The sequence below is a fragment of the Cupriavidus mimosae genome, from assembly GCF_023952485.1.
Lineage (GTDB): Bacteria > Pseudomonadota > Gammaproteobacteria > Burkholderiales > Burkholderiaceae > Cupriavidus > Cupriavidus taiwanensis_C.
Window position 1 is genome coordinate 13,306 of sequence record NZ_JALHRY010000020.1, and the last position, 25,607, is coordinate 38,912.

22 protein-coding genes are annotated in these 25,607 nt (G+C 68.5%); 4 read left to right on the forward strand and 18 right to left on the reverse strand.

The genetic code is table 11. The features are described 5' to 3' along the window. Positions 1 to 185 precede the first annotated feature (185 nt). On the reverse strand, positions 186 to 608 hold the full coding sequence (locus MKD50_RS26790; protein ID WP_115699928.1) for a Fur family transcriptional regulator: 423 nt from the start codon (positions 606 to 608) through the stop codon (positions 186 to 188). A 98-nt stretch (positions 609 to 706) separates the two neighbouring features. Between MKD50_RS26790 and MKD50_RS26795 the strand changes: the two genes are divergently transcribed. Further along, a complete protein-coding gene (locus MKD50_RS26795) occupies positions 707 to 2,878 on the forward strand; it encodes a TonB-dependent siderophore receptor (RefSeq protein WP_252669413.1) in 2,172 nt (723 codons plus the stop codon). Positions 2,879 to 2,887: 9 nt separating this feature from the next. Beyond that, positions 2,888 to 4,063, forward strand: coding sequence for an acetyltransferase domain-containing protein (locus MKD50_RS26800; RefSeq protein WP_252669414.1), 1,176 nt, complete (start codon positions 2,888 to 2,890; stop codon positions 4,061 to 4,063). Positions 4,064 to 4,090: 27 nt separating this feature from the next. Here the strand turns inward: MKD50_RS26800 and MKD50_RS26805 are convergent, their stop codons facing one another. The 11 genes from MKD50_RS26805 to MKD50_RS26855 all read right to left on the reverse strand — a co-directional run bounded on the left by MKD50_RS26805 (position 4,091) and on the right by MKD50_RS26855 (position 18,568). After that, a complete protein-coding gene (locus MKD50_RS26805) occupies positions 4,091 to 6,040 on the reverse strand; it encodes an efflux transporter outer membrane subunit (protein ID WP_305882094.1) in 1,950 nt (649 codons plus the stop codon). Between the two features lie 39 nt (positions 6,041 to 6,079). Further along, positions 6,080 to 8,041: a glycosyltransferase gene (locus tag MKD50_RS26810; protein WP_115699932.1), complete on the reverse strand. Its 1,962-nt coding sequence runs from the start codon at positions 8,039 to 8,041 to the stop codon at positions 6,080 to 6,082. Between the two features lie 2 nt (positions 8,042 to 8,043). Further along, entirely contained in the window at positions 8,044 to 9,375 is a 1,332-nt protein-coding gene (locus MKD50_RS26815; RefSeq protein ID WP_252669416.1) for a hypothetical protein, read from the reverse strand. Positions 9,376 to 9,398: 23 nt separating this feature from the next. Continuing rightward, entirely contained in the window at positions 9,399 to 10,802 is a 1,404-nt protein-coding gene (locus MKD50_RS26820) for an HlyD family secretion protein (RefSeq protein WP_252669418.1), read from the reverse strand. Between the two features lie 457 nt (positions 10,803 to 11,259). Then, the gene (locus tag MKD50_RS26825; protein WP_115699935.1) at positions 11,260 to 12,726 is read right to left on the reverse strand and encodes an MFS transporter; all 1,467 of its coding nucleotides are present in this window, start codon (positions 12,724 to 12,726) and stop codon (positions 11,260 to 11,262) included. A gap of 45 nt (positions 12,727 to 12,771) precedes the next feature. Next, positions 12,772 to 14,700: a TRAP transporter large permease gene (locus tag MKD50_RS26830; protein ID WP_252669420.1), complete on the reverse strand. Its 1,929-nt coding sequence runs from the start codon at positions 14,698 to 14,700 to the stop codon at positions 12,772 to 12,774. Continuing rightward, entirely contained in the window at positions 14,697 to 15,326 is a 630-nt protein-coding gene (locus MKD50_RS26835) for a TRAP transporter small permease subunit (RefSeq protein WP_115699937.1), read from the reverse strand. The genes MKD50_RS26830 and MKD50_RS26835 overlap by 4 nt, the downstream gene beginning before the upstream one ends. A gap of 18 nt (positions 15,327 to 15,344) precedes the next feature. Next, on the reverse strand, positions 15,345 to 16,388 hold the full coding sequence (locus MKD50_RS26840) for a TRAP transporter substrate-binding protein (RefSeq protein WP_240072102.1): 1,044 nt from the start codon (positions 16,386 to 16,388) through the stop codon (positions 15,345 to 15,347). Positions 16,389 to 16,791: 403 nt separating this feature from the next. Continuing rightward, positions 16,792 to 17,487 carry an intradiol ring-cleavage dioxygenase gene (locus tag MKD50_RS26845; protein WP_252669421.1) on the reverse strand — a complete coding sequence of 232 codons (696 nt, stop codon included), beginning with the start codon at positions 17,485 to 17,487 and terminating at the stop codon, positions 16,792 to 16,794. A gap of 72 nt (positions 17,488 to 17,559) precedes the next feature. Further along, on the reverse strand, positions 17,560 to 17,769 hold the full coding sequence (locus tag MKD50_RS26850) for a hypothetical protein (protein ID WP_092313251.1): 210 nt from the start codon (positions 17,767 to 17,769) through the stop codon (positions 17,560 to 17,562). Between the two features lie 331 nt (positions 17,770 to 18,100). Beyond that, on the reverse strand, positions 18,101 to 18,568 hold the full coding sequence (locus MKD50_RS26855; RefSeq protein WP_240071807.1) for a nucleoside deaminase: 468 nt from the start codon (positions 18,566 to 18,568) through the stop codon (positions 18,101 to 18,103). Between the two features lie 219 nt (positions 18,569 to 18,787). Here MKD50_RS26855 and MKD50_RS26860 point away from each other — a divergent pair, with 219 nt between their 5' ends. After that, a complete protein-coding gene (locus MKD50_RS26860; protein ID WP_252669423.1) occupies positions 18,788 to 19,459 on the forward strand; it encodes an ankyrin repeat domain-containing protein in 672 nt (223 codons plus the stop codon). Positions 19,460 to 19,569: 110 nt separating this feature from the next. After that, positions 19,570 to 20,100 carry a MarR family winged helix-turn-helix transcriptional regulator gene (locus MKD50_RS26865; RefSeq protein ID WP_115699942.1) on the forward strand — a complete coding sequence of 177 codons (531 nt, stop codon included), beginning with the start codon at positions 19,570 to 19,572 and terminating at the stop codon, positions 20,098 to 20,100. Between the two features lie 45 nt (positions 20,101 to 20,145). Here MKD50_RS26865 and MKD50_RS26870 read toward each other — a convergent pair whose 3' ends face one another. The 6 genes from MKD50_RS26870 to MKD50_RS26895 form a co-directional block, all read right to left on the reverse strand. Beyond that, entirely contained in the window at positions 20,146 to 20,661 is a 516-nt protein-coding gene (locus tag MKD50_RS26870; RefSeq protein ID WP_172582345.1) for an aromatic-ring-hydroxylating dioxygenase subunit beta, read from the reverse strand. Positions 20,662 to 20,698: 37 nt separating this feature from the next. Then, entirely contained in the window at positions 20,699 to 21,988 is a 1,290-nt protein-coding gene (locus MKD50_RS26875) for an aromatic ring-hydroxylating dioxygenase subunit alpha (protein ID WP_115699944.1), read from the reverse strand. A 12-nt stretch (positions 21,989 to 22,000) separates the two neighbouring features. After that, on the reverse strand, positions 22,001 to 23,281 hold the full coding sequence (locus MKD50_RS26880; RefSeq protein ID WP_240071809.1) for an NAD(P)/FAD-dependent oxidoreductase: 1,281 nt from the start codon (positions 23,279 to 23,281) through the stop codon (positions 22,001 to 22,003). A 10-nt stretch (positions 23,282 to 23,291) separates the two neighbouring features. Beyond that, positions 23,292 to 23,597 carry a non-heme iron oxygenase ferredoxin subunit gene (locus MKD50_RS26885; RefSeq protein WP_115699946.1) on the reverse strand — a complete coding sequence of 102 codons (306 nt, stop codon included), beginning with the start codon at positions 23,595 to 23,597 and terminating at the stop codon, positions 23,292 to 23,294. 82 nt (positions 23,598 to 23,679) lie between these two features. After that, positions 23,680 to 24,720, reverse strand: a complete 1,041-nt coding sequence (locus tag MKD50_RS26890) for a branched-chain amino acid ABC transporter permease (protein WP_252669425.1) — start codon at positions 24,718 to 24,720, stop codon at positions 23,680 to 23,682. Next, on the reverse strand, positions 24,720 to 25,604 hold the full coding sequence (locus MKD50_RS26895) for a branched-chain amino acid ABC transporter permease (RefSeq protein WP_115699948.1): 885 nt from the start codon (positions 25,602 to 25,604) through the stop codon (positions 24,720 to 24,722). Before MKD50_RS26895 ends, MKD50_RS26890 begins: the two co-directional genes overlap by 1 nt. Between the last annotated feature and the right edge of the window lie 3 nt (positions 25,605 to 25,607).

Below are 25,607 nucleotides of genomic sequence, written 5' to 3' on the forward strand. Positions count from 1 at the left end.
GGCGATCAGGGTCGAATGGCGGTGGGCGGTGGCGTGCTGCAAGGTCGGGTCCGGTAGGGGTGGTGGGGCTGCGCGAAGGTTGCCGCATCATGCGGCAAGCGCGGCGCGGGCGCCATATACAGGTGCGCGAAGGCGGCTCAGTACAGTTGCGCCGCATGCGGCCGCAGTCCGGTTCCTGCTGTGGCTCAGTGCTCCCGCGCTGCGGCCTTGCGCCGCTTGCCGGGCTTGCCGGCGCAATCCGGGCAGCGCCCCAGCAGCGTCAGTTCGTGGTGTTCCACCACGAAGCCGGGCGGCGTGATCTCTTCCAGGTGGCCGGGGCACCCTTCCAGCGGAAACACGCGGTCGCACGTAAGGCACTGGAAATAGTGGCGATGCGTCACCGCGCCCGGTTCCTCCGCCAATTCATAACGGTCCGCCTGGCCGGGCAATTCCACCGCATGCACCTGCGCATCGTCGAGCAGCGCACGGAGATTGCGATAGACCGTGGCCAGGCCCAGGGACGGTACCTGGCGTTGCGCCGCGGCCAGGATCTCGGCCGGGCTCAGCGGCCGGCCGGCTTCGCGCAGCGCGTCGATCACGGCGCCACGTTGACGGGTCATGCGTTCCATGCCTAGAATCTTAGTGAGAATCTATTATCATTAATGAGTCGCCGCGGTTTGCCAGTCGGATGGCCGCCGCGGCGACTCGTTTTTTTCGGGGTGTCTTTATGCTGCTTGCGCAGCCCAGCCGTGCCCGGCACCTGGTGCCGCTTTCGTTCCTGCACAGGGTGTTCCGGCCGGTACCGGCCCGGCGGCCCGTGGCCGCCCTGATGCTGGCGATGTCCGGCCTGGCCGACGCGGCGGAGCCCGCGCAGGCCTCCGATATTACGTTGCCAACCGTTTCGGTGACCGGCACGGCCACCGCATCATACAACCCGCCCGATGCGTCTGGCGCGACCCGCACCGACACGCCGCTGCGCGAGATCCCGCAGTCGGTGCGCGTGGTGCCGCGCGCCATGCTCGACGACCTTGCCGCGACCCGCTTCGACCAGACCTTCGACTATGTCAGTGGCGTCGCGCGCCAGAACAACTTCGGCGGGCTGTGGGACAACTTTGCCATGCGCGGCTTCACCGGCAACGAGAACACCGGCGCCGGCTACCTGATCAACGGCTTCGCCGCCAACCGCGGCTATACCGCGCCGCTGGACGCGGCCACCATCGACCGCGTCGAGGTGCTCAAGGGCCCGAGCTCATCGCTGTACGGCAGCAGCGAGCCGGGCGGCACCTTCAACGTGGTCACGCGCCAGCCGCAGCTACGGCCCGCGCAGCGCTACGGCTTCGAGCTGGGAACGCGCGACGGCTACCGCGCCAGCGCCGACGTCACCGGCCCGCTGGGCGAAGACATCGCCGGCCGGCTGATCGCGGTGGCCGACCACCAGGGCAGCACGCGCGACTTCATCCACAGCCAGCGCTACCTGGTCGCGCCGTCGATCACGTGGATGCTCGGCAACGACACCATCCTGCAGTACGCGGCGGAATTCCAGCGCTACACCACGCCGATGGACCGCGGTGTGGTCGCCGTCAACGGCGAACTGGGCCGCATCCCGCGCTCGCGCTTCCTGGGCGAGCCCGGCGACGGCAGCCTGCGCCTGGACAGCCAGTCGCACCAGCTCAGCGTGGAGCACCAGTTCTCGCCGCAGTGGCGGGGCAGGCTCGGCCTGTCGTACCGCGGCGGCGCGCTGGCGGGACATTCGAGCGAGGCAACCACGCTCGCCGCCGATGGCCGCACGCTATGGCGCCAGCACCGCTACCGCGACTTCCAGTCCGACGATGTCTCGCTGCAGGCCAGCGTGACCGGCAAGTTCAGCACCGGCCCGGTCGGGCATGAACTGCTGCTGGGCGTCGACGCCTATCGCTTCGGCAACACCATGGCGATCCTGCGCAAAAACCCGAGCGCCGCGCAGCCATACGCGATCGACATCTATGATCCGGTCTATGGCCAGCCGGCGCCGCCGCTGGCCTGGAACATGGACACCTACGAGCGCCAGCACAATGTCGGCGCGTACGCGCAGGACCAGCTAAGCCTGGGCGAGCGCTGGCGCGTGCTGGCCGGCGTGCGCTTCGACAGCTTCAGCCAGTCGCTGGACGACCACCTGCGCGGCACCCGCACCACACAGCACCACAACGCGGTGTCGCCGCGCGTGGGCGTGAGCTACCTGGCCAGCAACAACCTGTCGCTGTTCGCCAACGCCAGCCAGTCGTTCCGCCCCAATGCCGGCACCGACGCCGCCGGCCAGCCGTTCGATCCAGAGCGCGGCCGCGCACTGGAGGCTGGCATCAAGTTCGACAGCGACGACCGCCGCACCGGCGCCACGCTGGCCGTGTTCGAGATCCGCAAGCGCAATGTGCTGGCCGCCGACCCGGCCGATCCTTCGTTCTATCTTGCCGCCGGTGAAGCGCGCAGCCGCGGCGTCGAGCTCGACGTGGCCGGGCAGCTCGGCGCGCACTGGCGCGTCTCGGGCAGCTTCGCGCTGACCGATGCCGAGATCACGCAGGACACCCGCCTTGCCCCCGGTACGCCGTTGTCCAACGTGCCGCGCACCAGCGCCAGCCTGCTGGCGATGTATGAGGACGCGGCGCCGGTGGGGCAGCGCTACGGCGCAGGCGCCGGCGTGCGTTATGTCGGACGACGCCCGGGCGACGTGCAGGACAGCTTCTCCTTGCCCGCCTATGTGCTGGTGGACCTGCACGGCTACTGGCAATACAGCCGCCACGTGCGCGTGTCGCTCAACGTCGGCAACCTGTTCGACAAGACCTATTACGCCAGCTCGTACAGCAGCCTGTGGGTGGCGCCCGGCGCGGGCCGCAGCGTGCGGCTGGGCGTGCAGCTGAGCTACTGACGGGGACCGATGATGCCGTCATCCCTGGCGCGGACCACCACCGGCCCGAGCCACCGGCTGCTGTCTATCGACGCGCTGCGCGGGCTGGTGATCCTGATCATGCTGCTGGACCATGTGCGCGACATGTTCTTCCTGCACGTGCCGGTCGCTGATCCGATGGATGTTGCCGCCACCTCGCCGGCGCTGTTCTTTTCGCGGCTGCTGGCCCACCTGTGCGCGCCGGTGTTCATCGCGCTGGCGGGCGTGTCGGCCTGGCTCTACGGCAATGCCGGGCACGACCGGCGCGCGGTCAGCGGCTTCCTGCTCAGGCGCGGCTTGTTCCTGGTATTGCTGGAGCTGACCCTGGTGGGCTTTGCCTGGACCTGGCGCCTGCCGCCGCAGGTGATGTATCTGCAGGTGATCTGGGCCATCGGCCTGAGCATGATGGCGCTGGCCGCGCTGGTATGGCTGCCGCGCGCGGCGCTGGTCGCGACAGGCGTTGCACTGGTGGCCGGGCACAACCTGCTGAGCCCGCTGCACTTCGCGGCTGACAGTGCCTGGCACGTGCCCTGGGCGATCCTGCACGACCGCGCCTGGCTCGATGTGGCCGATGGCCTGCGCGTGCGCACTTCATATCCGGTGCTGCCGTGGCTCGGCGTGATCGCGCTGGGCTATGCGGCGGGGCCGTGGTTTGCCGCGACCATGCCTGCCCGCGCGCGCCAGCTAAGGCTGGCCGCCAGCGGCCTGGCGGGGCTGGCCGGGTTTGCGTGGCTGCGCGCGCTCAATGGCTACGGCCAGGAACAGAAATGGATGCCCGGCGCGGATGCCCTGCACACCGCGATGAGCTTCCTCAACGTGACCAAGTACCCGCCGTCGCTGCTGTTCCTGCTGCTGACGCTGGGCCCCGGCTGCCTGCTGCTGTTGTGGCTGGAGCGCGCGCAGGGCGGCCGGACAGGGCGTTGCCTGGCCGTGTTCGGCGCGGTGCCGATGTTCTTCTACCTGTTGCACCTGTATGTGCTGCAGGGCCTTTACCAGCTGTGCGTGCAGCGCTGGGGGCTGAACCAGGGGCGCGTGTTCGGCCTGGACCATGTCTGGCAGCTGTGGCTGGCGGGAGTGGTGCTGGCGCTGTTGCTGTGGCCGGCGGTACGCTGGTTCGCGGTGCTGAAGGCGACGCGGCGGGACTGGCGCTGGCTGAAGTACTTCTGACCAGCGCCGCGAGCCGACGCGCGAGTCTTAGCGTGGTGCAGTGGCCGCAGCGGCCGGCTGCACCGTCGCCGGGGCCGGTGCCGGCGCCTGCGGTTGCGCCGCTGGCTGCGGCTGTGCGACGGGCTGTTGCTGTGCGATGGCTTGAGGCTGCGCGACCGGCTGTTGCTGTGCGACGGCTTGAGGCTGCGCGACCGGCTGTTGCTGTGCGACGGCTTGAGGCTGCGCGACTGGCTGTTGCTGAGCAACGGCTTGCGGCTGCGCAATGGCTTGTTGCTGCGCGACAGCTTGCGGCTGCGCCGCCGCCTGAGGTCGCGCGACAGCTTGTGGCTGCGCCACCGCCTGAGGTCGCGCGACGGCTTGCGGCTGCGTCACGGCCTGGGGCCGCGCCGCGGCTTGCGGCCGGGCCGCGGGCGCCGCATTGGTCCCGCCGCCTGCGACCGGAGCGGTCTCGGTCAGTTCGCGCCAGCCGCCGCCCAGCGCCTTGTACAGCGATACGCGGCTGGTCAGCCCGGCCAGCTTGTAGGTGATCAGCGCCTGCTGCGCGGTATAGAGCTCGCGCTGCGCGTCGAACACGCCGAAGTAATCGTCCACGCCGTTCTTGAAGCGCATCTCCGACAGCCGCCGGGTTTCGCTGCCTTCGCGCACCAGCGCTTCCTGCGCCTGCACCTGGCGCTCGTAGGTGGCGCGTGCCGCCATGCTGTCGGCCACTTCGCGGAACGCAGTCTGGATGGTCTTCTCGTAGTTGGCGACGTTGATGTCCTTGCGCACGTTGGCGGCGTCGAGGCCGGCGCGGTTGCGGCCGGCATCGAAGATCGGCACCGTCAGCTGCGGCGCAAAGACCCACGCCATGCCGCCCGAGAACAGCCCCGCAAGGCTGCTGCTGGCCACGCCCAGCGCGCCGGTCAGCGAGATGCGCGGGAAGAAGGCCGCGCGCGCCGCGCCGATATTGGCGTTGGCGGCCTTGAGCCGGTGCTCGGCGTCGAGGATGTCGGGACGGCGCACCAGCACGCTGGAGGGCAGCCCTTCGGGGAACTCGCGCATCAGCATGCGCGCGTCGAGCGGATCCGGCGCCGGGGCATTCGGATTGGCGGTCGCCGCGCCGGCATCGGTGACCGACTTGGGCAGCGGCCCGCCGATCAGCAGCGCCAGCGCGTTCTCGTCCTGCGCGACTTGCCGGGTGTATTGCTCCACGCCCACCTGCGCGGTCTGCACCTGGGTTTGCGCGCGATGCTGGTCCAGTTGCGCCATCGCGCCGACCTGGCGTCCCCGCCGCACCATCTCGGCCGCGTCCTGCTGGGTCTTGAGCGTGTCCTGCGACAGCTGCAGCAACGCGCGGTCGGCACGCAGCGTCAGATAGGCGCTGGCCACTTCCGCCACCAGGCTGATCTGCGCGCTGCGGCGCGCTTCTTCGGTGGCCATGTATTCCTCCAGCGCGGCATGCTTGAGGCTGCGCACGCGGCCGAAGAAGTCCAGCTCGAACGCGGTCAGGCCGATGCCGGCGTTGTAGGTGGTGATCTGCGGCGACTGTCCCGCCGCGCGCAGCCGTTGCGGCAGCCGCTGCGACACCATGCCGGCATTGCCCTCCACGGTGGGGAACTGCGCCGCGCGCTGGATCTGGTACAGCGCGCGCGCCTCGTCGATGGCCAGCGTAGCCATGCGCAGGTCGCGGTTGTTGGCCAGCGCCAGCTCGATCAGCTGGCGCAGCTGCGGGTCGACGAAGACGTCGCGCCAGCCCAGGTCGGCGGCCGAAGGGCCGGGGCGCTGCGCCGGCTGGCCCGGCTGCGCGGTGCCGTTGGCCGGTTTGGCCTGCGAGGTGCGGTAGGCCGCGCCGTCGGGCCACGCCGACGGGATCGGCGCTTCGGGGCGCTGGTATTGCGGCTCCAGCGTGCACGCGGCAAGCGCCAGTACCATCGCGCCAGGCAACAGCAGGCGTGGCGGCAGGGGGGCACGGCGGCGGGGACGGGGCAGGCTTCGCATGGATGGTTCCGGAGAGAGAGAAACGGGGAGCAGCAGGGGTCAGCCCATCAGCGCGCGCCGCATGAAGCGCGAAATCGCCAGCTTGGGCTGCCCCTGTCGGGCAATGTTGTGGGCGGGATCGGTGAACAGCAGCCGGATCAGCGCGTGGCGCGCGGCCATGCTGGTATGCAGCGCGATGCCCAGCAGCTGGCCGTCGCGGCGTACCACGCGGCACGGGATCCAGCCGGTCTGCGCCAGCCACAGCGCGCCTTCCATGCCGGGGCGGAAGGCCGGCGCCAGCGGCGTGATCACGGCCACGCCGTTGCAGGACAAATCCTTGGTGGTGACGCGGTATTCACGCCCGTCGACGCGCAGCAGCGCGGCGGCATGGTGCGGAAAGCGCTCTTCCTTGCGCGGCCGCGGCAGTTCCACGCACACCAGCAGCGAGGCCAGGTACAGCATCAGCGCCACGCCGGTCCAGATCGTGTTGAAGGCCAGGCCCTGCGCATCGGGGTCGACCACCAGCGCGCGGCCGAGGCCGAGCGCGGAGAACCCCAGCAGGCCGGCGTACAGCGCGGCGAACTTGCCGTGGATCACCAGCTTGGAGCGGTCCAGCCCCTTGTTGGTGACCTTGAACGGCCGACCGAACGGCTTGAACATCGCGCTGACCAGCGACGCGGTCACCGCCAGCGCTGCGACGATCTGCGTGACTTCGGTAAAGATCGGCAGCGCGCGCTGTCCGGTGATCCAGATGCTGTACGCCCAGTACGCCACCAGCGCAGGCAGGCCGTAGGCCAGGAACTGCAGCGGCTCGCCGTACAGCGTGGAGACGCCGAAGTACCAGTACAGCAGCGGCCCCGCCAGCAGCATCAGCGTGAACGGGCGCGACAGCCAGTGCAGCAATCCGTGCACGTAGTGCAGCCGCTGCATGCCGGTGTAGCCGCGCCCGCGCAGCGGCCCGTCGGCGGTCAGCGCCACCTGGATCGTGCCCAGCCCCCAGCGGCTGCGCTGGCTGATGTACTCGGGCAGGCCCTCGGCCGACAGGCCCACGCTCAGGCGCTCGTTGAGCCAGCGCGTGATATAGCCGTGCGGCAGCAGCCGGTAGGTGAGGTGGATGTCCTCGGTCACGGTGCCGGTGGGGAAACCGCCGATCAGCTCGATCAGGTCGCGCCGCACCACGAACGAGGTGCCGATGCAGAACGCCGCGCCCCACGCGTCCTTGGCCGGTTGCATCACGTCGAAGAAGGCGCGCTGCTCGTCGACCCAGCATTCGGTGGCGCGCAGGTTGTACTGGATCGGATCGGCGTTGTAGTAGAACTGGGGCGTCTGCACCACGCCCACGCGCGGGTCGCCGAACAGGCCCACGGTGCGCAGCAGGATGTTGCGATGGGGCGCGAAGTCCGCGTCGAGCACCAGGATGTAGGGCGCACCGCCGGCGGCGGCGCTGTGGCGCAGGCCGTTGTTGAGGTTGCCCGCCTTGGCGTGGGCGTTATCGGGACGCGTCACGTAGTTGGCGCCGACGCGCTCGCAGAACTCGCGCAGCCAGTCGCGGCGGGTGTCGTCGAGCACCCAGACGCGGAAGTCCGGATAGTCGATCGCCAGCGCCGAGACGATGGTCTTCTCCAGGATCTCCAGGCCTTCGTTGTAGGTGGCGATGAAGATGTCCACCGGCGGCACCCGCTGCGCGCGGCGCAGCGCGGCTTCGCCCGCGTCGGCATCGGGCGTGTGGTTGCTGGTGCGGGCCAGCACCACGATCGACAGCAGCGTATAGGCCAGCGTCATGCATTCGAAGGTAAAGAACACATGGGCCCATACGCTGGCGAAGGTCATCTGCCAGTCGGGCAGGGTTTCGCGGATGCGCCAGGTCAGGTACACGCCCAGCAGTAGCGCGGTGACGCCGCCGAACAGGATGCGGTCCGCCGGCCGCTCGTGCCGGCACAGCAGCGACAGCAGCACCGTGGCCAGCAGCACGCCGCCGTTGATGACCAGCAGCGTCTGGTTTTCCAGGAAGAGGGCGAACATCGTCAGTCCTTGTCGGAGGTGGGGCTGGCGGCAATCGCCGGCGGCGGGCAGGACGGCTCCAGGCAGCCGCCCGGACGGAACGGGTTCCAGCGCGCGGCGGCCAGCACCGCCCATGCGGTGGCGCCCAGATGCGGCAGGTGGAAATAATGGAAGTCCTCCGTGGTGGAGGTGGGGCCGATCGACAGCCCGGTACTGACGCGCGCCTGCGGAGTGGCATAGAGCATGCCGGACGGCGCGCGCTGCGCACGCAGCAGCGGCCACAGCGGCGCGGCCTGCTGCGCCTGTCCCGCGGCCTGCAGCACCAGCGCGGCCTGTCCGGTGCCTTCGGTCCAGATGCCGTCGGGGCTGCCCTTGAAGCCGTAGCCGGCGCCGGCGCGGTGCCTGGCCTCGACCCAGGCCAGATTGCGGCGCCAGTCCTGCGGCGGATCGGGGAAGGCGATCAGCGGCCACAGCACCGCGTCCAGCGCCGACGGGCCGGCATTGGGCGAGCGCCCGTCGTCGTGCGTGCCGATGATGAAGCGGCCCTCGCGCGGCTGCCACATGGCGCTGACAAAGCCGCGCGAGCGCGCCGCGCCGTCGCGCCAGCGCGGCTCGTTGCGCAGGCTGGCCAGCCAGCTGAAGGCCGCATAGGTGTCGACGTTGTGCTCGGTCGATTTCCAGCCCTGGCGGATCTGCTTGGGCTCATGGCCGAAGAAGCCGCCGATGTAGCCGGCCGGCGCGGCCGGGTCCGGCACGGTCGCATGCACCCAGCCCATCAGCGCCGCGGCGCCGTCGAGATAGCGCGCATCGCGCGTGGCGTCATGCACCGCCAGCAGCAGCAGCGCGGCCCAGGCCACGTTGCCGGTGGCGGTGCCGGCCTGGTAGGCGTCTTCGAACCAGCGCTTGCTGGGTTCGTCCCACCAGCCCGGCAGCGGCGCCGGGCCCGCCGGCAGCGGGCCGGCGCGATAGGCGTTGCGCAGGCGCGCATCGCGGAAGTGACGGTCCTGGCGGGTGGCCTGCAGCACCGCATCGGCAATGCGGCGCGCTTCCGCGGGCCGCTTGCACGCTACCAGCGCGATGCCGGCCAGCGCGTTGTCGTAGACGAAGGCGGTATTGCGCAGCGCCGGCGCCAGCGGCTCGCCGCCGGGCGCGGGCTCGTAGCTGGGCAGGAACAGCGCGCCGTTGCCGCCGGCGCGACTGACCTGAGCGGCCAGTGCCTGGCAGCCTTCGGCCAGCATAGCCTGCTGCGCGGGATCCGCGGCATGCGCCGCGATCGGCGCCAGCGCCAGCACGGCGGGAAGCAGCGCGCCGGCGACCAGGCAGGGCAGGCGTGGGGTCGAAATCGGCAATCGCATCCGGCTCTCCTTGGCGCGGGCGCTTACAGCGATGCCCGCAACTGGCCCAGCCAGCTCTGGTTCAGCGTGACGCGGGCCCAGCGGCCCATGCCGCAGTGCCCGGACTGCGCCGGCGCCGCCGCCGTGGCCGTGCCCGCGGTAGCGGGCGCGGCCGCGCTGCCGGATGCCGCGCCGGCCTTCGCCGGCAGGTTGCCCAGCGGGCGGTCGAGCCTGGCGATGACATAGATCTCGTTCTTTTCGATCGGCGGGAACGGCACGAAGTAGCGCGCCTGGTCGCCGTCCGGCGCGCGCGGCAGCACCTCGGCCACCGAGGCCGGCAGCGCCGTGGGCACGCCGTCGACCTGCACGTTCAGGCGCGCCCCGGGCAGCAGGTTGTCGCTGAGGCTGCGCGGGAACACCGCCACCACGCTGGTCTGTGCGCAGTTGCTGGCGCGCGCCAGCGTGGCGCCGGCGGCGACGCGCATGCCTGGCTGCGCGATCAGGTCTTCGATGGTGCCGGGCTCGGGCGAGCGGATCTCCAGGTTGGACAGCCGCTCGAGGCGTTCCTGCTCGGTGGCGATCATTGTGTCGACGGACTTGCCATAGGCTTCCAGCTGCTCGAGCTCCGCCGTCAGCTGGGCCGCTTCCGCGCCCAGCACCTGGCGGCGCTGCGCGAGCGTGGCGCTGGGGCCGTCGGTGGACGACGCATAGATCTTGTTGCGCGACGCCTGGCTTTCGCCGATGGCGTTGTCGAGTTCGGCCTTGGCCGCGGCCTTGGCGTTGGACAGCATCGACAGCTGGTAGCGCGAGGCATTGGTATAGGCCTCGCTGACCGCGCCGGCCCACTGCATCCCCTGGTTGCGGTTGACCACCTCCTGCTGCTGGTCTTCCTGGGCCTTGGCCGATGCCAGGCGCGCTTCCAGCGCGCGCACGCGCGCGGCGTGCTCGCGTTGCGCGGCGCCGTTGTAGCGCTGCAGGTCCTGGTCGGTGGCGGCCAGCAGCCGGCGGTTGCTTTCCAGCCGCGCCTTGGCCGAGTCATAGCGCTGCTGGTTGTCGAGTTTCTTGCCGGTCAGATCGACCAGCAGCGAACGGTCGATGTTGGGGTTCTGCACCACCATCAGCGCCTGGTTGGCCGAGAACGGCTGGCCCGCGGCCACCATCTGCTTCATCACCACGCCTTCCACCGGTGATGTCACCAGGCTGACGGGGTTGTTCACCACCGCGCGTTCCGATGAGCGCGTAAACACATTTGGAAACATGATCGTCAGCACGGCCCAGATGATGAACAGCACCACGCCGTAGCCGGCCATGCGCGGCACGATGTGCCACAGCGGCACGGCGACCGGCTGCGGGCGTTGCACCAGCCCGTCGCCAGAGGAGGGTTGGCGCAGCGGGGCCGGGGTCAGTGAGTGGGGGCGCGGCGGCGGGTTGTTGCGCTGGTCGGCCATGGTGTTGTTCTCCGGCAAGCAAAGTCAAAAAGCATCCCCGCCGGCATCCGGCGCATGGATGCCGGGCGAGCGTATCCGTCAGGCAAGCGTGTGGCGTCGCGCAAGGGCTGTCGCGCGTAGCCCGGCTTGCAAGTCCCCAATTCAGCTTGTTGTCTGCAGCACGCGCGATGTGGCTGGGCCGTATCGGCGCACCTTGCAATCGGGCCGACATACCGCATGCAGCGGCGTGCAGCCCGTAGAATTGCCCGGCTTCATCCAGGCAGAGTTGAACAATGGCCAGTTGCTTGGCCAAGACATGGCGGCCCGCTGAAGCAAAGATTCACGCACTCAGGCCGCCGCGGGTGAGTTAAGGCTAGTCAGTTGCCCCTTCACTTGCTGTAAGAATGTGTAAGAGGAGGCTGTAGCACTGCTTAACACGGCATCGAGAACACGCCGCAGAAGGGGCCGCGCAGCGTCTCTATTCGTCGCTGCCGAGCGGCGGCGCGATATGCTCCAGCGGACGCCGTTCGGCGTCGATGCCGAAGCGCAAGGCCAGCAGCCCGGCGACGATCACCAGCGCCGCACCGAAGCCGTAGCCCGCCGCCACCGCTGCGCGGCTGCCGCTCTCGATCAATGCGCCCAGCAGCAGCGGCGCGATAAAGCCGCCGGTGCCGGTGCCCACGGCGTAGAACACCGAGATCGCCAGCGCGCGCATTTCCAGCGGAAACACCTCGCTCGCGGTCAGGTAGGCGGAGCTGGCCGCGGCCGAGGCGAGGAAGAACACCGCGGACCAGCACAGCGCCTGCGTGCGCGCGTCGAGCCAGCCCTGCATGAAGGCCCAGCCGGTCAGCGCGAGGCCGATGCCTGACAGCACGTAGGTGGCGGCGATCATGCGCCGGCGCCCCACGTGGTCGAACAGCGGGCCCAGCAGCAGCGGGCCCAGCGCGTTGCCGAGCGCGAACGGAAAGATATACAGCGCCACGCGCGCTTCCGGCACGCCGTAGAAGCGCGACAGCACCAGCGCATAGGTGAAGAAGATCGCGTTGTAGAAGAAGGCCTGCGCCACCATCAGCGCCAGCGTGATCAGGCTGCGCTGGCGAAAGCGCCGCAGCAGCAGGCGCATGACCTCGCCCACGCCGGGCGCGGCGCGGCGGCGCATCGCGAGCGCAGCGCAATCGGGCGATACCGGCGGCAGCGGCCCATGGCTGGCGCGCACTTCGGCCTCGATCGCGGCGATGATGCGCTCGGCCTCGTCGAGCCGCCCGTGCGTGGCAAGCCAGCGCGGGCTCTCGGGCACATGCCGGCGCACCAGCACGATCGCCACCGCCAGCACCGCGCCCAGCGCGAAGCAGGCGCGCCAGCCCCACACCGGGCCGAATACGCGCGCATCCAGCAGCACCAGGCTGAGCCCCGCTCCCAACGCCGCGCCCAGCCAGAAACTGCCGTTGATGGCCAGGTTCACGCGTCCCCTTACGCGCGCGGGAATCAGTTCGTCGATGGCGGAATTGATGGCGGCATATTCACCGCCGATGCCCAGGCCGGTGCAGAAGCGGCAGGCCGCGAAGAAGGCAAAGTCGGGCGCGAACGCGGTCGCCAGCGTGGCCACCATGTAGACCGCCAGCGTGGCGAGGAACAGGCGCTTGCGGCCGAGCCGGTCGGCCATGCGCCCGAACACCAGCGCTCCCAGCACCGCGCCGGCGATGTAGAGCGAGCCCGACCAGCCCACCTCGGTCGCGCTCAGCCCGAGCGTATCGGGTCGCTCCAGCACCGCGCCGACCGAGCCGACCAGCGTGACCTCCAGGCCATCGAGCACCCACGCGACGCCCAGCGCGATCGCCACGCGCCAGTGCCAGCGCGACCACGGCAGGCGGTCGAGCCGCCCGGGAATGTCGGTGCGGAAGGTGGTGTCCGGAGGGGGGCTGGCGAGGGCGGCATCGGTTGGCATTGCCAACCAGTATAGGAAACGGGCGCCGCGGCAACGATGCGGCGCTCAGCGGTACAGCACGGCCGGCAGCCACAGGCCGATTTCAGGGAAGACGTAGAGCAGCACCAGTGCAATCAGCTGGATGCCCATGAACGGCAGCATGCCGAGGAAAATCTGGTTCAGCGTGACATGGGGCGGCGCCACGCCCTTCAGGTAGAACGCCGCCATCGCCACCGGCGGCGACAGGAAGGCGGTCTGCAGGTTCAGTGCCACCAGCAGCCCGAAGAACAGCGGGTCGATGCCGAAGTTGTCCAGCAGCGGGATAAAGATCGGCATGAAGATGATGATGATCTCGGTCCACTCCAGCGGCCAGCCGAGCAGGAAGATGATGATCTGCGCCAGAATCATGAACTGCACCGGCGACAGGTTCATCGACAGCACCCATTGCTCGACCAGCGCCTGCCCGCCCAGCAGCGCGAACGCGGCCGAGAAGATCGACGAGCCCACGAACAGCCAGCACACCATGGCGCTGGTCTTTGCGGTCAGCAGCACCGATTCCTTGAGCACGCCGAAGGTCAGCTGGCGGTAGGCGGCGGCCAGCAGCGCGCCCCCGAGCGAGCCGACCGCGGCGGCTTCGGTGGGCGTGGCCAGCCCGAACACGATCGAGCCCAGCACGGCGAGAATCAGCAGCGCCAGCGGGAAGAACGACGTCAGCAGCATCTTGAAGATTTCCACCCGCGCAAAGCTGAAGCGCCAGTAGAAGTACACCAGCAGCAGGCCCACCACCGCCAGCGTGATCCAGAACCAGCGCGGTGCCGCGACGGTTGCGGCGGCAGGGGTCGATGGCGCCCGGGCGTCGGTTTCGGTGGCGGCGGGCCTGGCGGACGTGGCCGGTGCGGCAGGCGTGGCCGGTGCCGCGGCGGCCGGCGCCGCCGGCTCCTCCGACGGCGGTGCCGCCAGGTCGTCCACCGCCGCACTGCTTTCCTCTGCGCCACCCAGCGACAACGGCGCCTCGACCGCGATGCTCGCGGCGGGCGCGGTGACCGCGCTGTAGATCGTCCCCATCACCAGCGCCGTTGCCAGCGCGGGCAGCAGCACGATGCCGAGCTGGCGCGCGAACACGGCACTCGGCACCTCGGCATTGCGCGGGCCCTTGAGCGCGCGCATCAGGCCCGCGCCCAGCGCCGGCAGGGCATGGGTGGCGCCGCGCGCCTGCAGCGTGCGCGCCACCGGCGGCAGCGGCACCACGCGTTCGGCTTCCGGCAGCGGCGGCGCCAGTGCGGGCTTGAGCTTGGCCAGCAGCACGATGTAGAGGATATAGAGTCCGGTCAGCATCAGGCCGGGGAAGAAGGCCCCGGCATAGAGCTGCACCACGGACACACCCGCGGTGGCACCGTAGACGATCAGCAGCACCGAAGGCGGGATCAGGATGCCCAGGCAGCCGCCGGCGGTCACCGCCCCGGCCGACATCGAGGTGCTGTAGCCCGCGCGCAGCATGGCGGGGAAGGCCAGCAGGCCCATCAGCGTGACCACCGCGCCGACGATGCCGGTGGCGGTGGCGAAAATCGCGCAGGTCACCAGCGTGGCCACCGCGAGCGAGCCAGGGATCCAGGCCAGCGCCAGGTGCAGGCTGCGGAACAGTTTCTCGATCAGGTTCGAGCGCTCGACCAGGTAGCCCATGAACACGAACAGCGGGACCGAGATCAGCACATCGTTGGTCATCACCGCATAGGCCCGCTGCACCATCAGGTCCAGGGTCTGCTGTACCGCGATCTCAGGGTTGGCGTGGCGATAGGCCAGCCAGGAAAACAGCACGCCCATGCCCATCAGCGTGAACGCGGTGGGAAAACCCAGCATGATCGCTACCACGATCAGCGCCAGCATCAGCAGGCCCAGGTGCCCGTTGGTCCAGTCCCCCGGTGCGGGCATGAACCCCACCACGCCACCGATGATCAGCACCATCAGCGACACGCCAAACCACAGTTCTTTCCTCATCGGCCGGCTCCCGGCGGGTTGTCGCGCGGTGGCGGAGCGTCGACCAGCTCGGCCGTGGGCGTGCCTTGCACCATCTCCTTGAGCTTGTCGACGTCGACTTCCTCGACATCGCCTTCGCGCAGCGGCCAGCTGCCGCTGCGCAGGCACATGATGCAGCGGATGGTCTCGGCCACGCCCTGCAGCAGCAGCAGCGCGCCGGCCACCGGGATCACCGCCTTGAACGGATAAATCGGCGGGCCGTCGGCGGCGATGGAAGAGTGTTCGTTCTGCGCCAGCGAGACCTCGAAGAAGTCGATGCCGGCCCAGGCCAGCGCGATCACGCCGGGGAAGAAGAAGGCCACGTACAGCACCAGGTCGATGCCGGCCTGCATCCGCGGCGACAGGAAGCCGTAGAGGATATCGCCGCGCACGTGGCCGCGCTTGGCGAGCGTGTAGGCGCCCGCCAGCATGAACAGCGTGCCGTACAGCATGTTGCTGGCGTCGAACACCCACGCGTGCGGCGTGCCCAGCGCATAGCGCGAGAACACCTCGTAGCTGATCATCAGCGTGAGCACGATGATCAGCCACGAGGCGGCCTGGCCGACGAAGGTGCTGAGCCAGTCGATGCGCAGCAGCAGGCGTTGCACGGCGCGCGTCCCGGGGGCTCAGCCGCGCTTGGAGAAGTAATGGCTGGTGGCCAGCCGGTAGTCGACGTTGGTATCGTTCTGCCAGCGCGTGGAGCGCTGCGCGAAGGCCTTCATCGAATCATTGACCTTCTTGAACATGGGGTTCTCTTTTTCCTTGCGCGCCACGATCTCGTCCCAGATCTTCAGCTGCGCCTGCAGCACCGAGTTGGGGGTGGCGTAGAACTTTACGCCCTGCTGCTGCAGCGCCTGGTAGTCCTTGGAATAGCGGTCGATCGCCTTCATCGACATGTCGGCCGAGGCCGCGTCCACCGCGTTGGTGATCAGGGCCTTGAGCTTGGCCGGCAATGCGTCGTAGCGCTTCTTGTTGAACAGGATCTCGAACTGCTCAGAGCACTGGTGGAAGCTACGCAGCATGCAGATCTTGGACACGTCCTGGAAGCCGAGCGCGCGATCGGAGCTGGCGTTGTTGAATTCCGCCGCATCGAGCAGGCCGCGGTCCAGCGCCGGCACGATCTCGGCGCCCGGCAGCGCGTTCACCGCGGCGCCCAGGCCGGTGAAGATATCGATCGACAACCCCACGGTGCGGAACTTCAGCCCCTTGAAGTCTTCCGGCTTGGTGATGGGCTTCTTGAACCAGCCCAGCGGCTGGGTCGGCATCGGGCCGTACAGGAACGACACCACGTCCAGGTTCAGGCTGCGGTAGATCTCCTGCTGCAATTCCTTGCCGCCGCCGTACTTGTGCCACGCCAGCAGCATGTTCGGGTCCATGCCCCAGGCCGGGCCCGAGCCCCACAGCGCCAGCGCAGAGTTCTTGCCGTACCAGTACGCGATCACGCCATGGCCGCCGTCGAGCGTGCCCTTGCTGACCGCGTCGATCAGGTCGAAGGCCTTGACCACCGCGCCCGCGGGCAGCAGCTCGATCTTGAGGTCGCCGCCCGACATGTCGTTCACCTTGGTAACGAAGTCGCCGGCGAACTCATGGAAAATGTCCTTGGTCGGCCAGGTGCTCTGCCAGCGCATCGTGACTGGCCCCTGCGCCTTGACGATGGCCGGGAAGCCCATCGCGGCCGCCCCCGCGGCGGCGCCCGCGGCGCCGCCCAGGAACCCGCGCCGGGATACGCTGCTGCCCTGGCCGCTACCTTCACCGCTGCTCCGCCCCTCTGATTTCCTCGCCCTGGATGCCATGACCGTCTCCCTCTGATGAGTGTGGGACTACCCGCGAGCGTGCCGGCCAAGGAGCACCGAGGCCGCTCGCCACTGACGCGAACACCGGAAAAGTCGGGAAAAACTGGAGCATGCGGGGCCAGCGGACGCGCGGCAGGCCTGCCGACGGGCAGAGGTGCCGGGCAGGTGGCCCGTGATTCCCTTCATGGTAGGAAAGGCACAGGGAACCACAATCTAGGGATTACCCGCGCGGTGTGCGCCGGCGCACTTCGTGGCCGCGGACGAGCGGCGTGCCGCCGGCTCAGGCGCGCGCGATGCCGACCGTGAAGCTGGCTTCGAGCATCCCCGCCGCGCCGGAGCTCTCGCGCACTTCCATCAGGTTGGGGCGCGGCCCCGCAATCGGGTCCTGCACGGTGGCGCGCGCCGGCACGCCGTGCGCACGGTAGGCCGGATGGCTGCCCAGGACCTGGCGGTTGAGCGCGTCGCTGAAATACAGCTGGCTGGTCAGCGCCTCCGCGCGCCCGAGCAGTACCTTGAAATGGATATGGATGGCGCGCGGCGCGTACCAGCCGGGATAGATCGAGGTGAAGTTGGCCATCCCGTCGCTGTCCGCCGGCTGGACCCCTCGAAGGAAGCGCGCCTGCCGGTCGCCGCCGCCTTCGCCGCTATAGTGGCCTTGCGCATCGCAGTGCCAGATGCTGACCAGGGCACCCGGCACCGGCGCGCAGCCGTGCCCGGCATCGACCACACGGATGCGAAGCCGCAAGGGCTGGCCGGGACGGCCGTCGCGGATATCGGCGCGCACCAGGGCATCGTCCAGGTAGAACGGGCCTTCGGTGGCGGCCGGCGTCAACAGGCAGGCCGCGGGAGTCGCCGCCGCGGCCGTGCCTGGCGCAATGCCGGCCGCGGCCAGCAGGCCGAGGTCGCGCAGGAAGCGGCGGCGCGCCGCGTCGGGATCTGCCGGGACCCCGGCAGCAGGCGCCGGGTCCAATGTCATGGTGGCCTCCGTGGTGTTGCAAGTGGGCCGGACGGCGCTTGCCGCGAGTCGGGCAGGGCCGCGGTCTCAGCCTCAGCGTCCCATGGCCTTGAGCATGGAATAGCCGTGGCTGGTGATGCGCGGCGCCTGGCGGCGGCCGTGCAGGACTTCGAGGTGAACGAATCGCTTTTCGACCAGGGCCTTGAGGTCGGTGGGATCGATCTGGCGGGAATCGGTGGAATCGAGGGAATCGGGGCCGTCGCTCAGCAACAGCAGCGTGGCAAGTTCATGCGGGCTCAGCACGTTCGTCTCCTTGGCTAGAGGGGGGCGTTTGCTGGGAGTCTGCGCGGCGACATCGCGCCGGCGGGAAGGCGTAATACGATCGTCGGGACGACGCGGCCACATGCGTTGCACATGTTGCGCCGCAATGCGCAGCGCTGCCGCCGTCTCGCAATCCATTGGTTTGACGGGAGGCTCCGCGCGCGGTTCCTTGCTGCCGCCGGCCGTTACATGTGACCCACTGTCGCAACGCCGTCATCTCCATACTAGCCGGCCCCGGTGACAAGGCGATGGCCACGCCGGCATCGTGGGCAAGGGGAGCGGCAGCCGTCCGCTCCCGGTCTTGTCCCTCGCCTTACTGCGCTTGCCGCGCGCGCCAGGCTTCGTACAGGTCGACGCCGCGGTCGCGGGCCGGCACGTAGGCCAGCTTCATCTCGCGCTGCTCGAGCGGACGGGCCAGCTCGACGTAGCCGCGCTCGGCGGACAGGTCGTAAGGGGCGCCATCCTCGTTGGAATACGCGTAGTAGACCGCCTCGACCCCGGCCAGGTACATCGCCGTCAGGCACATCGGGCAGGGATAGCCGCTGGCGTACACGGTGCAGCCGCGCAGGTCGGGCTTGCCCAGCGCGCGGCTGGCGGCGCGCACCGCCTGCATCTCGGCATGCGCGCTGGGGTCGCAGGTGGCATCCACCTCGTTGACCGCGCGGGCCAGCACCGTGCCGTCCTTGACCACCACGGCGCCAAAGGGCCAGGTATTGCGCTCGCGCACGTTCTCCATGGCGAGGCGGATGGAATCCAGCAGATAGGCTTCGGTTGTCGACACGCGTTGTCTCCGTTCAGGCCTGGCCCGCGCAGGCGGACATGATGCGGGCCTCGCGACTATAGGACAGCGTGCGCGGGCACGGTGGCGCGGGTTGTTATAGAGCGTATTCGGGCGCCGGCGGGCTATTGCGGCTGGCACTGGTGCGCATTCGAATCCTTAACTTCGCATGGCGCGGGCGGCGTGCCAGAATGCGGCCGATGTACCCCTGAAGGATTCCACATGCTGGTGGCGCGCCTGCTCATTTCACTGTCCCTGTTCATTGCCATGCTGACATCCGTTCCTGCCACCGCGAGCGCAACGCCCGAGCAACAACTGCGCGAGGCCGCGGCGCGCGGCGACGCCGCGCAGGTCAGCGCGCTGCTGGCCCAGGGCGCCAGCATCGACGCGCGCGACGCGCAGGGACGCACCGCGCTGCTGCTGGCCACGCACCACAACCGCGTGCAGGCGGCGCGGGTGCTGATCGATGCCGGCGCCGACGTGAACGCGCAGGACGCGATCCACGACAGTCCCTACCTGTATGCCGGCGCGCGCGGCCACAACGAGATCCTGCGCATGACGCTGGCGCACGGCGCCGATCTGCGCAGCACCAACCGCTACGGCGGCACCGCGCTGATTCCCGCCGCCGAGCGCGGCCACGTCGAGACCGTGCGCATGCTGATCGCGGCCGGGGTGGCGGTGGATCACGTCAATCGGCTCAAGTGGACGGCCTTGCTCGAGGCCATCATCCTCGGCAACGGCGGTGCGGGCCATACCGAGATCGTGCGCCTGCTGGTCCAGGCCGGGGCCAACGTGAACCTGGCCGATGGCGACGGGATCACGCCGCTGCAGCATGCGCGCCAGCGCGGCTATACGCAGATCGAGCGCCTTCTCCGCGACGCCGGCGCGCGTTGAGACCGCTGCGCCCTGTGACCTGGGTGCCATCGGTTGCGACCCCTTTTGGGGGGGGCGCCTTGACCGAGCCTCATATATACTGTCAGTGTGCATACAAAATGGTTAAGGCGATGGCTTCGAGAGCAAAGCGCAGTGCAACGACTGAAAGCGGCAGCCTGGCTACTGCAGTGCCGGAAGCAGATCCGGCCAAGGAACTGCTCTGGGCACGTCCCGGGTTTCTGGTGCGGCGGCTTCACCAGATCCACGTGGCGATGTTCTTCGAGGAGTGCAAGGCGCCCAATATCACGCCGGTGCAGTACGCCATCCTGACCGTGCTGTCGGTGCTGCCGGGACTGGACCAGACCTCCCTGGGACAGGAGGTGGGGCTGGACCGAACCACGACAATGGATGTGGTGCGCCGGCTCGAAGAGCGCGGCCTGGTCGAGCGTCGCGAGAATCCCGCGGACCGGCGCACGCGCCACGTCCACCTGACGCGCGAAGGCAAGAGCGTGGTCACGTCGTTGCGTGCCGACATGGCGCGCGCGCAGGAGCGCATGCTGGCGCCGCTGAAGCCGGCGCAGCGAGAGGTATTCATGGAATTGCTGGCAACACTGGTGGAGGCCAACAACCAGTACAGCCGCACCGTGTTGCGGAGCATGTAAGCACCACGGCGGGTCCAAGGCCCGCCGTTTTTATTGCGATGTGGCTCAGACCGGATAGACCAGGTCGTTCGCGATGATGGTGGTGTCATACACCACCTGGCGCTCGCGCAGCAACAGCCTGCCGCCCTGGCGGCGGAAGCGGTCATGGTAGGTCCCGGCGAGGTGGATCGTGGTGGGGCCTTCGACCAGCGTCTGCAACAGCATGAAATTTGCCTGCGCCACGATATCGCCGTCGGCGGTCTCGTCGCTGACCCGCGTGTTGGTTACCAGGTGCAGGTTGTAGCGTGGGGCGAACATCTGCGTATTGGCGATCGCCGCGGCGCGGTCGCGCAGCATGCCGATGCCTTCGGCATACACCAGCCCGACCGGCAGGTTGCGTTCGGCGTTCTCGCGCGCGGTGATGCGGTAGAGCGCATCGTCGGTGAAGAAGCCCGGCCAGCGTTCGACCATGCCGGCGTCCAGCGCCGCGCAATAGTCGGCGTGAAAGGCATCGATCTCCAGCCGCAGTTCGGCCGCGCGCGCGGTGCCGAGGGTGCTCTCGCGATAGAGGGAGTAGTTCATCGGTTTCATATGCTTTTTGGATCCCGTCAGGCGGCGTTCAGAACCCCATCACGCCGCGGTAGTACTGGTACATCGCGCGGATCGCGGATTCCGAGATCAGGGAACTGGAAGTGCCGATCTGCTGCGCGTCAAGCTTGAGCACGTTAAGGTCGCTGCTGGAGCGGCGCACGCCTTCCTGCACGAACTTCATCGCCTCATTGTCTTCCAGCCCGAGGAAGCCGGCGGGGCCCATCAGGTTGCCCTGGCGCAGGCGGTGCTGCGTCATTTCCTCGGTATCGTCCTCGTAGCCGAACATGGTCCACAGCATCAGCATGCTGTCGGGGCCGTTGGGCACGATCTGGCGCACGCCCAGCGTGTTCATCTCGCGCTGCACGATCAGGTTGGGCCAGATCGTCTGCATCGTCACCGACCACGGTGAGTCGAACTCGCGCACGTACTCCAGGAAGCGCTCGTCCTCCAGCCGCATGCCTTCGTGGTACGAGCGCATCTCCTTCTTGTTCTCGTCGCTGACGGCCGCGTACTTGTCTTCCTTCTTGGCCGATGCCATGGTGCCGTGGCGGCCGTGCACGGGGTCGGCGATCATTGCCGACTCGTTGCCAGCCACCAGCAGGCCGAACACCACCAGGAAGGAGTGCAGCAGCGTGGCGTGGTAGGGGTCCTTAAGGTTCTCGTGGTACATCTTCCAGTTGCACGGCAGTTCGTTCTTGTAATAGCCGAGCACCTTGAGCGGCTTGCCGTTGAAGACCACGTCGAAGTCCTTCAGGATCTCCGGCGTCATGTAGTCTTCCAGGCTTTCCATGTCGGGCGCGTAGGAGGCAAAGATCACGCCGTTGCGCGTTGCCACGTGCAGCTTCACCAGTCCGTGGTCTTCGTTGCGGAAGTCTTTGGGCATGCCGCCGGCGCGGTTGACGCCGCGCTTGAACGGAACGCCCTGCAGGTTACCCTTGAGATCGTAGGACCACTGATGGTAAGGGCAGACGAATTCCTTGGCGTTGCCCTGGCTGTGGCGGCAGAACTCGGCGCCGCGGTGCGCGCACCGGTTCTCGAACACGTTGATCGAGCCGTCCTCGGCGCGCGACACGACCACCGGCGTCGCGCCGACATACGAGCGCTTGAAGTCGCCCGCATGCGGGATTTCGGCTTCGAGCGCGACATAGTTCCACGAGCGGCCGCGGAAAATCTTCTGCAGTTCCAGGTCATGCACGGCCTGGCTGGTATAGACCCAGTCGGGGATGTAGTGCAGGCCGTCCTCGGGCCAGCGGCATTCATCCAGTGACGGGTTCTTCTTGCCCAGCGTGTGCTGGATCACCGCTTGTGTCTGATACATGTGGGGGTTCTCTCAGAGTGTGATGGAGCTGTCTGCTTCGGCCTGGCGTTCGCGGACGACCTGCCGCAGCGGCAAGTTGTCGTCGCACAGGCGTGCCAGATGGGATGAGACGTCTCGTCCAACCAGTGCGCGCAACTGACGCAGGTCGCCGCCAGCATTCACGGCAATGGCGTGGCTCAGGCGGCCTTGGCGGGTGCCCAGCAGCATGAACTTCGGCGCGGCGTCATCGGGGGCGGCGCTGCCGCGCCAGGTATAACGGAGATCCGGATGCGCGGCGCCGACCATCTGTACGTTGCAGCCGAACTGGTCAGTCCAGAACCACGGCAGTGCTGCGGGTTCGGCATCCACGGCCATCATGGATGCTGCCGCGATGCGCGCCTGCTCATTGGCGCTTTGCCACGACTCGAGCCGCACTTCGGTGCCGAACAGCGGCTGGTACTGGCTGCAGCAGTCGCCAGCGGCGTAGACGCTTTCGGCGCTGGTGCGGCACCGGGCGTCGACCTGGATGCCGCCGTTCTGGGGATGCAGTGCCAGGCCGGCGCCCGCAGCCAGCGTGACTTCCGGGGTGAGGCCGATGGCAACCACCACCAGGGGCGCGCGCAGCGAAGCGCCGTCGTCGAGTTGCATCCGCACGGCGCCGCCCTGGACATCGCAATGAACGATGCCGCAGCCGAGGCGCAGGGTCACGCCTTGCGCCTGCACCCGGTCGGCCAGCCACATGCCAAGCTCAGCGGGCAGCGCGCGGGCCAGCAGGCGCTGTGCATGCTCGACCAGCGTAACCTTCAGGCCCATGGCCGCGGCCGTCGAAGCGGTCTCCAGGCCAAGGAAGCCACCACCGATCACCACCAGTTCCCCGGCGCGCGGCATGGCGTCGCGCAGGCGCGCCGCGTCATCCAGCGAGCGCAGGTAATGCACATGGGGCGTGCCCGGGGGCAGCGCCGGCAGCACGCGTGCCTTGCCGCCGGTGGCGAGCAGGCAGGCGTCGTAGCCGATGGCGCTGCCGTCCGCCAGGTGCGCGACATGCCGCGCTGCATCGAGCGCGCTGACGCAGGCGCCCAGCCGCAGTTCGATGTCCTGGTCGGCATAGAAGCTGGCGGGGTGCACGCCGATCTTGCCGTCCTGTTCGACGTCGGCAAGCACGGACTTGGACAGCGGTGGGCGCTCGTACGGCGCGTGTCGTTCGCCGCCTGCCATGACCAGGCGGCCGCCGTAGCCCAGGCCACGCAGCGTGGCCGCAGCCATGGCGCCGGCCTGGCCGGCACCGACGATCAGAATGGGCGTGTGCTGTGTCATGACCGCCTCCTTACAACTCGACCCACACCCGGCTGTCTTCGATCTTGACCGGATAGGTGCGGATATCGCCGGTGGCGGGCGCGCACATCGCCCTGCCGGTGCGGATGTCGAAGCGGGCCTGGTGCAGAGGGCATTCGATGCAGCCGTCTTCCAGATAGCCGTCCGACAGCAGGGCGTACTGGTGCGTGCAGACGTTGTCGGTGACAAAGAACGCGTCATCGCTGCGATAGACGGCAAGCTGGCGATCGCCCAGCGTCAGCGGCATCACCTCGTCGTTCTGCAGCGTGTCGGCCGCATCGATGTGAATCCATGCCATGGTCATCTCCGTGGATCTAATTTGTCAGTATGCTGAATATATAAGATCAGTGTACTGATGTTTTGGGTGCGAAATATTCTCGTTAACCCGGAGTTTTGGCGGTCCCGGGCGTGGCCGCGGCACTGTACTGCGGTGTCGGACGTGCCTGCCAGCGAGCCAGGATCTCGCCCATGATGCCGCGGCGGAACGTCAGCACGCAGACCACGAAGATCAGCCCGGTCACCATGCTGACCGACTCGCCCAGCGTATCGAACCAGGCGACACCGGTCATTTCCGCCAGCGCATGGCCCGCATCCCCCAGCTTGTTTTCCAGCGCGACGATGACCAGCGCCCCGACCAGCGGGCCAGACAGCGTGCCCATGCCGCCGACCAGCGTCATCAGGATCACCGAGCCCGACATCATCCAGTGGACGTCGGTCAGCGTGGCAAAGCCCAGCACCAGGGTCTTGAGCGCGCCCGCCAGCCCCGCCAGCGCCGACGACAGCACGAACGCAAGCAGCTTGAAGCGGTCCGCGTCATAGCCCAGCGAGACCGCGCGCGGCTCGTTCTCCTTGATGGCCCGCAGCCCCTGACCGAAGGGCGAGTCGACGATGCGCATGATGCCGAGGAACGCCGCCACCGTGATCGCCAGCACGAAGTAGTACATGGTGTAGTCGGATGCCAGCGCCAGCACGCCGAACAGCTCGCCGCGCGGCACCGCCTGCATGCCATCCTCGCCGCCGGTGGCCGGTGCTTGCAGGCAGAAGAAGTAGAACATCTGCGCCAGCGCCAGCGTGATCATGGCAAAGTAGATGCCCTGGCGGCGGATCGCCAGTGCGCCAAACACCAGTCCCAGCAGCGCACCGAAGGCGGTGCCGCCGAGCAACGCCAGTTCCGGCGCGAGCTGCAGCGACTTCATTGCATAGCCGCAGGCGTAGGCCGCGCCGCCGAAGAACGCGGCATGGCCGAACGACACCAGCCCGGTATAGCCCAGCAGCAGGTTGAAGGCGCAGGCAAACAGCGCGAAGCACAGCAGCTTCATCACCAGTACAGGGTAGGCGCCCAGCCAGGGCGCGAGCAGCAGCGCTGCCAGCAGCAGTCCGTATGCGAGCCGAGGCCGCGTTGCGTGAGTGGGGCTTGCCATCATTTCTCCTTTCCAAACAAACCGGCCGGGCGAACCAGCAGCACGCAGACCATGGCGACGAAGACAACGGTCGCGGAAGCTTCGGGGTAGTAGACCTTGGTAATGCCTTCGAACACACCCAGCCCCACACCGGTAAAGATCGAGCCGAGGATCGAGCCCATGCCGCCGATCACCACCACCGCGAACACCGTGATGATCAGGTTCTGACCCATCAGCGGGGACACCTGCATCACCGGCGCGGCCAGCACGCCGGCGAGCGCCGCCAGTCCCACGCCGAAGGCATAGGTCAGCGTCACCAGCAGCGGCACATTGACGCCGAAGGCTTCGACCATGCGCGGATTCTCGGTGCCGGCGCGCAGATAGGCGCCCAGACGGGTCTTCTCGATCATGAACCAGGTGGCGAAGCACACCGTCAGCGAAGCCAGTACCACCCAGGCACGGTAGTTGGGCAGCACCATGAAGCCCAGCTGGCTGACACCGGTCAGGGCTTGCGGGGTGGGGTAGGGCAGGCCCGAGACCCCGTATACCGAGCGCAGCAAGCCTTCGATCAGCAGGCAGATGCCGAGCGTCAGCAGCAGCCCGTACAGATGGTCGAAGCGGTACAGGTGTCGCAGCATGCTGCGCTCCAGCACCACGCCCAGGGCGCCGGCAACCAGCGGCGCCAGCATCAGCATCACCCAGTAGTTGATGCCGAGGTAGTTCAGTCCCATCCAGGCCAGCACGGCGCCAAGCATGAACAACGCGCCATGGGCGAAGTTGATGACGTTGAGCAGGCCGAAGATCACGGCCAGCCCCAGGCTCAGGATCGCGTAGAACGATCCGTTGACCAGCCCCAGCAGCAGCTGGCTCAGCAGCGCGGGCAGGGGCACTCCAAACAATTCCATGAC

Bases quoted from the DNA above. Each gene is read 5' to 3' on its own strand.
- MKD50_RS26790 (WP_115699928.1), bottom strand. From the start codon at position 608: ATGGAACGCATGACCCGTCAACGTGGCGCCGTGATCGACGCGCTGCGC.
- MKD50_RS26795 (WP_252669413.1), top strand. From the start codon at position 707: ATGCTGCTTGCGCAGCCCAGCCGTGCCCGGCACCTGGTGCCGCTTTCG.
- MKD50_RS26800 (WP_252669414.1), top strand. From the start codon at position 2,888: ATGATGCCGTCATCCCTGGCGCGGACCACCACCGGCCCGAGCCACCGG.
- MKD50_RS26805 (WP_305882094.1), bottom strand. From the start codon at position 6,040: ATGCGAAGCCTGCCCCGTCCCCGCCGCCGTGCCCCCCTGCCGCCACGC.
- MKD50_RS26810 (WP_115699932.1), bottom strand. From the start codon at position 8,041: ATGTTCGCCCTCTTCCTGGAAAACCAGACGCTGCTGGTCATCAACGGC.
- MKD50_RS26815 (WP_252669416.1), bottom strand. From the start codon at position 9,375: ATGCGATTGCCGATTTCGACCCCACGCCTGCCCTGCCTGGTCGCCGGC.
- MKD50_RS26820 (WP_252669418.1), bottom strand. From the start codon at position 10,802: ATGGCCGACCAGCGCAACAACCCGCCGCCGCGCCCCCACTCACTGACC.
- MKD50_RS26825 (WP_115699935.1), bottom strand. From the start codon at position 12,726: ATGCCAACCGATGCCGCCCTCGCCAGCCCCCCTCCGGACACCACCTTC.
- MKD50_RS26830 (WP_252669420.1), bottom strand. From the start codon at position 14,700: ATGAGGAAAGAACTGTGGTTTGGCGTGTCGCTGATGGTGCTGATCATC.
- MKD50_RS26840 (WP_240072102.1), bottom strand. From the start codon at position 16,388: ATGGGCTTCCCGGCCATCGTCAAGGCGCAGGGGCCAGTCACGATGCGC.
- MKD50_RS26845 (WP_252669421.1), bottom strand. From the start codon at position 17,487: ATGACATTGGACCCGGCGCCTGCTGCCGGGGTCCCGGCAGATCCCGAC.
- MKD50_RS26860 (WP_252669423.1), top strand. From the start codon at position 18,788: ATGCTGGTGGCGCGCCTGCTCATTTCACTGTCCCTGTTCATTGCCATG.
- MKD50_RS26865 (WP_115699942.1), top strand. From the start codon at position 19,570: ATGGCTTCGAGAGCAAAGCGCAGTGCAACGACTGAAAGCGGCAGCCTG.
- MKD50_RS26870 (WP_172582345.1), bottom strand. From the start codon at position 20,661: ATGAACTACTCCCTCTATCGCGAGAGCACCCTCGGCACCGCGCGCGCG.
- MKD50_RS26875 (WP_115699944.1), bottom strand. From the start codon at position 21,988: ATGTATCAGACACAAGCGGTGATCCAGCACACGCTGGGCAAGAAGAAC.
- MKD50_RS26880 (WP_240071809.1), bottom strand. From the start codon at position 23,281: ATGACACAGCACACGCCCATTCTGATCGTCGGTGCCGGCCAGGCCGGC.
- MKD50_RS26885 (WP_115699946.1), bottom strand. From the start codon at position 23,597: ATGGCATGGATTCACATCGATGCGGCCGACACGCTGCAGAACGACGAG.
- MKD50_RS26890 (WP_252669425.1), bottom strand. From the start codon at position 24,720: ATGGCAAGCCCCACTCACGCAACGCGGCCTCGGCTCGCATACGGACTG.
- MKD50_RS26895 (WP_115699948.1), bottom strand. From the start codon at position 25,604: ATGGAATTGTTTGGAGTGCCCCTGCCCGCGCTGCTGAGCCAGCTGCTG.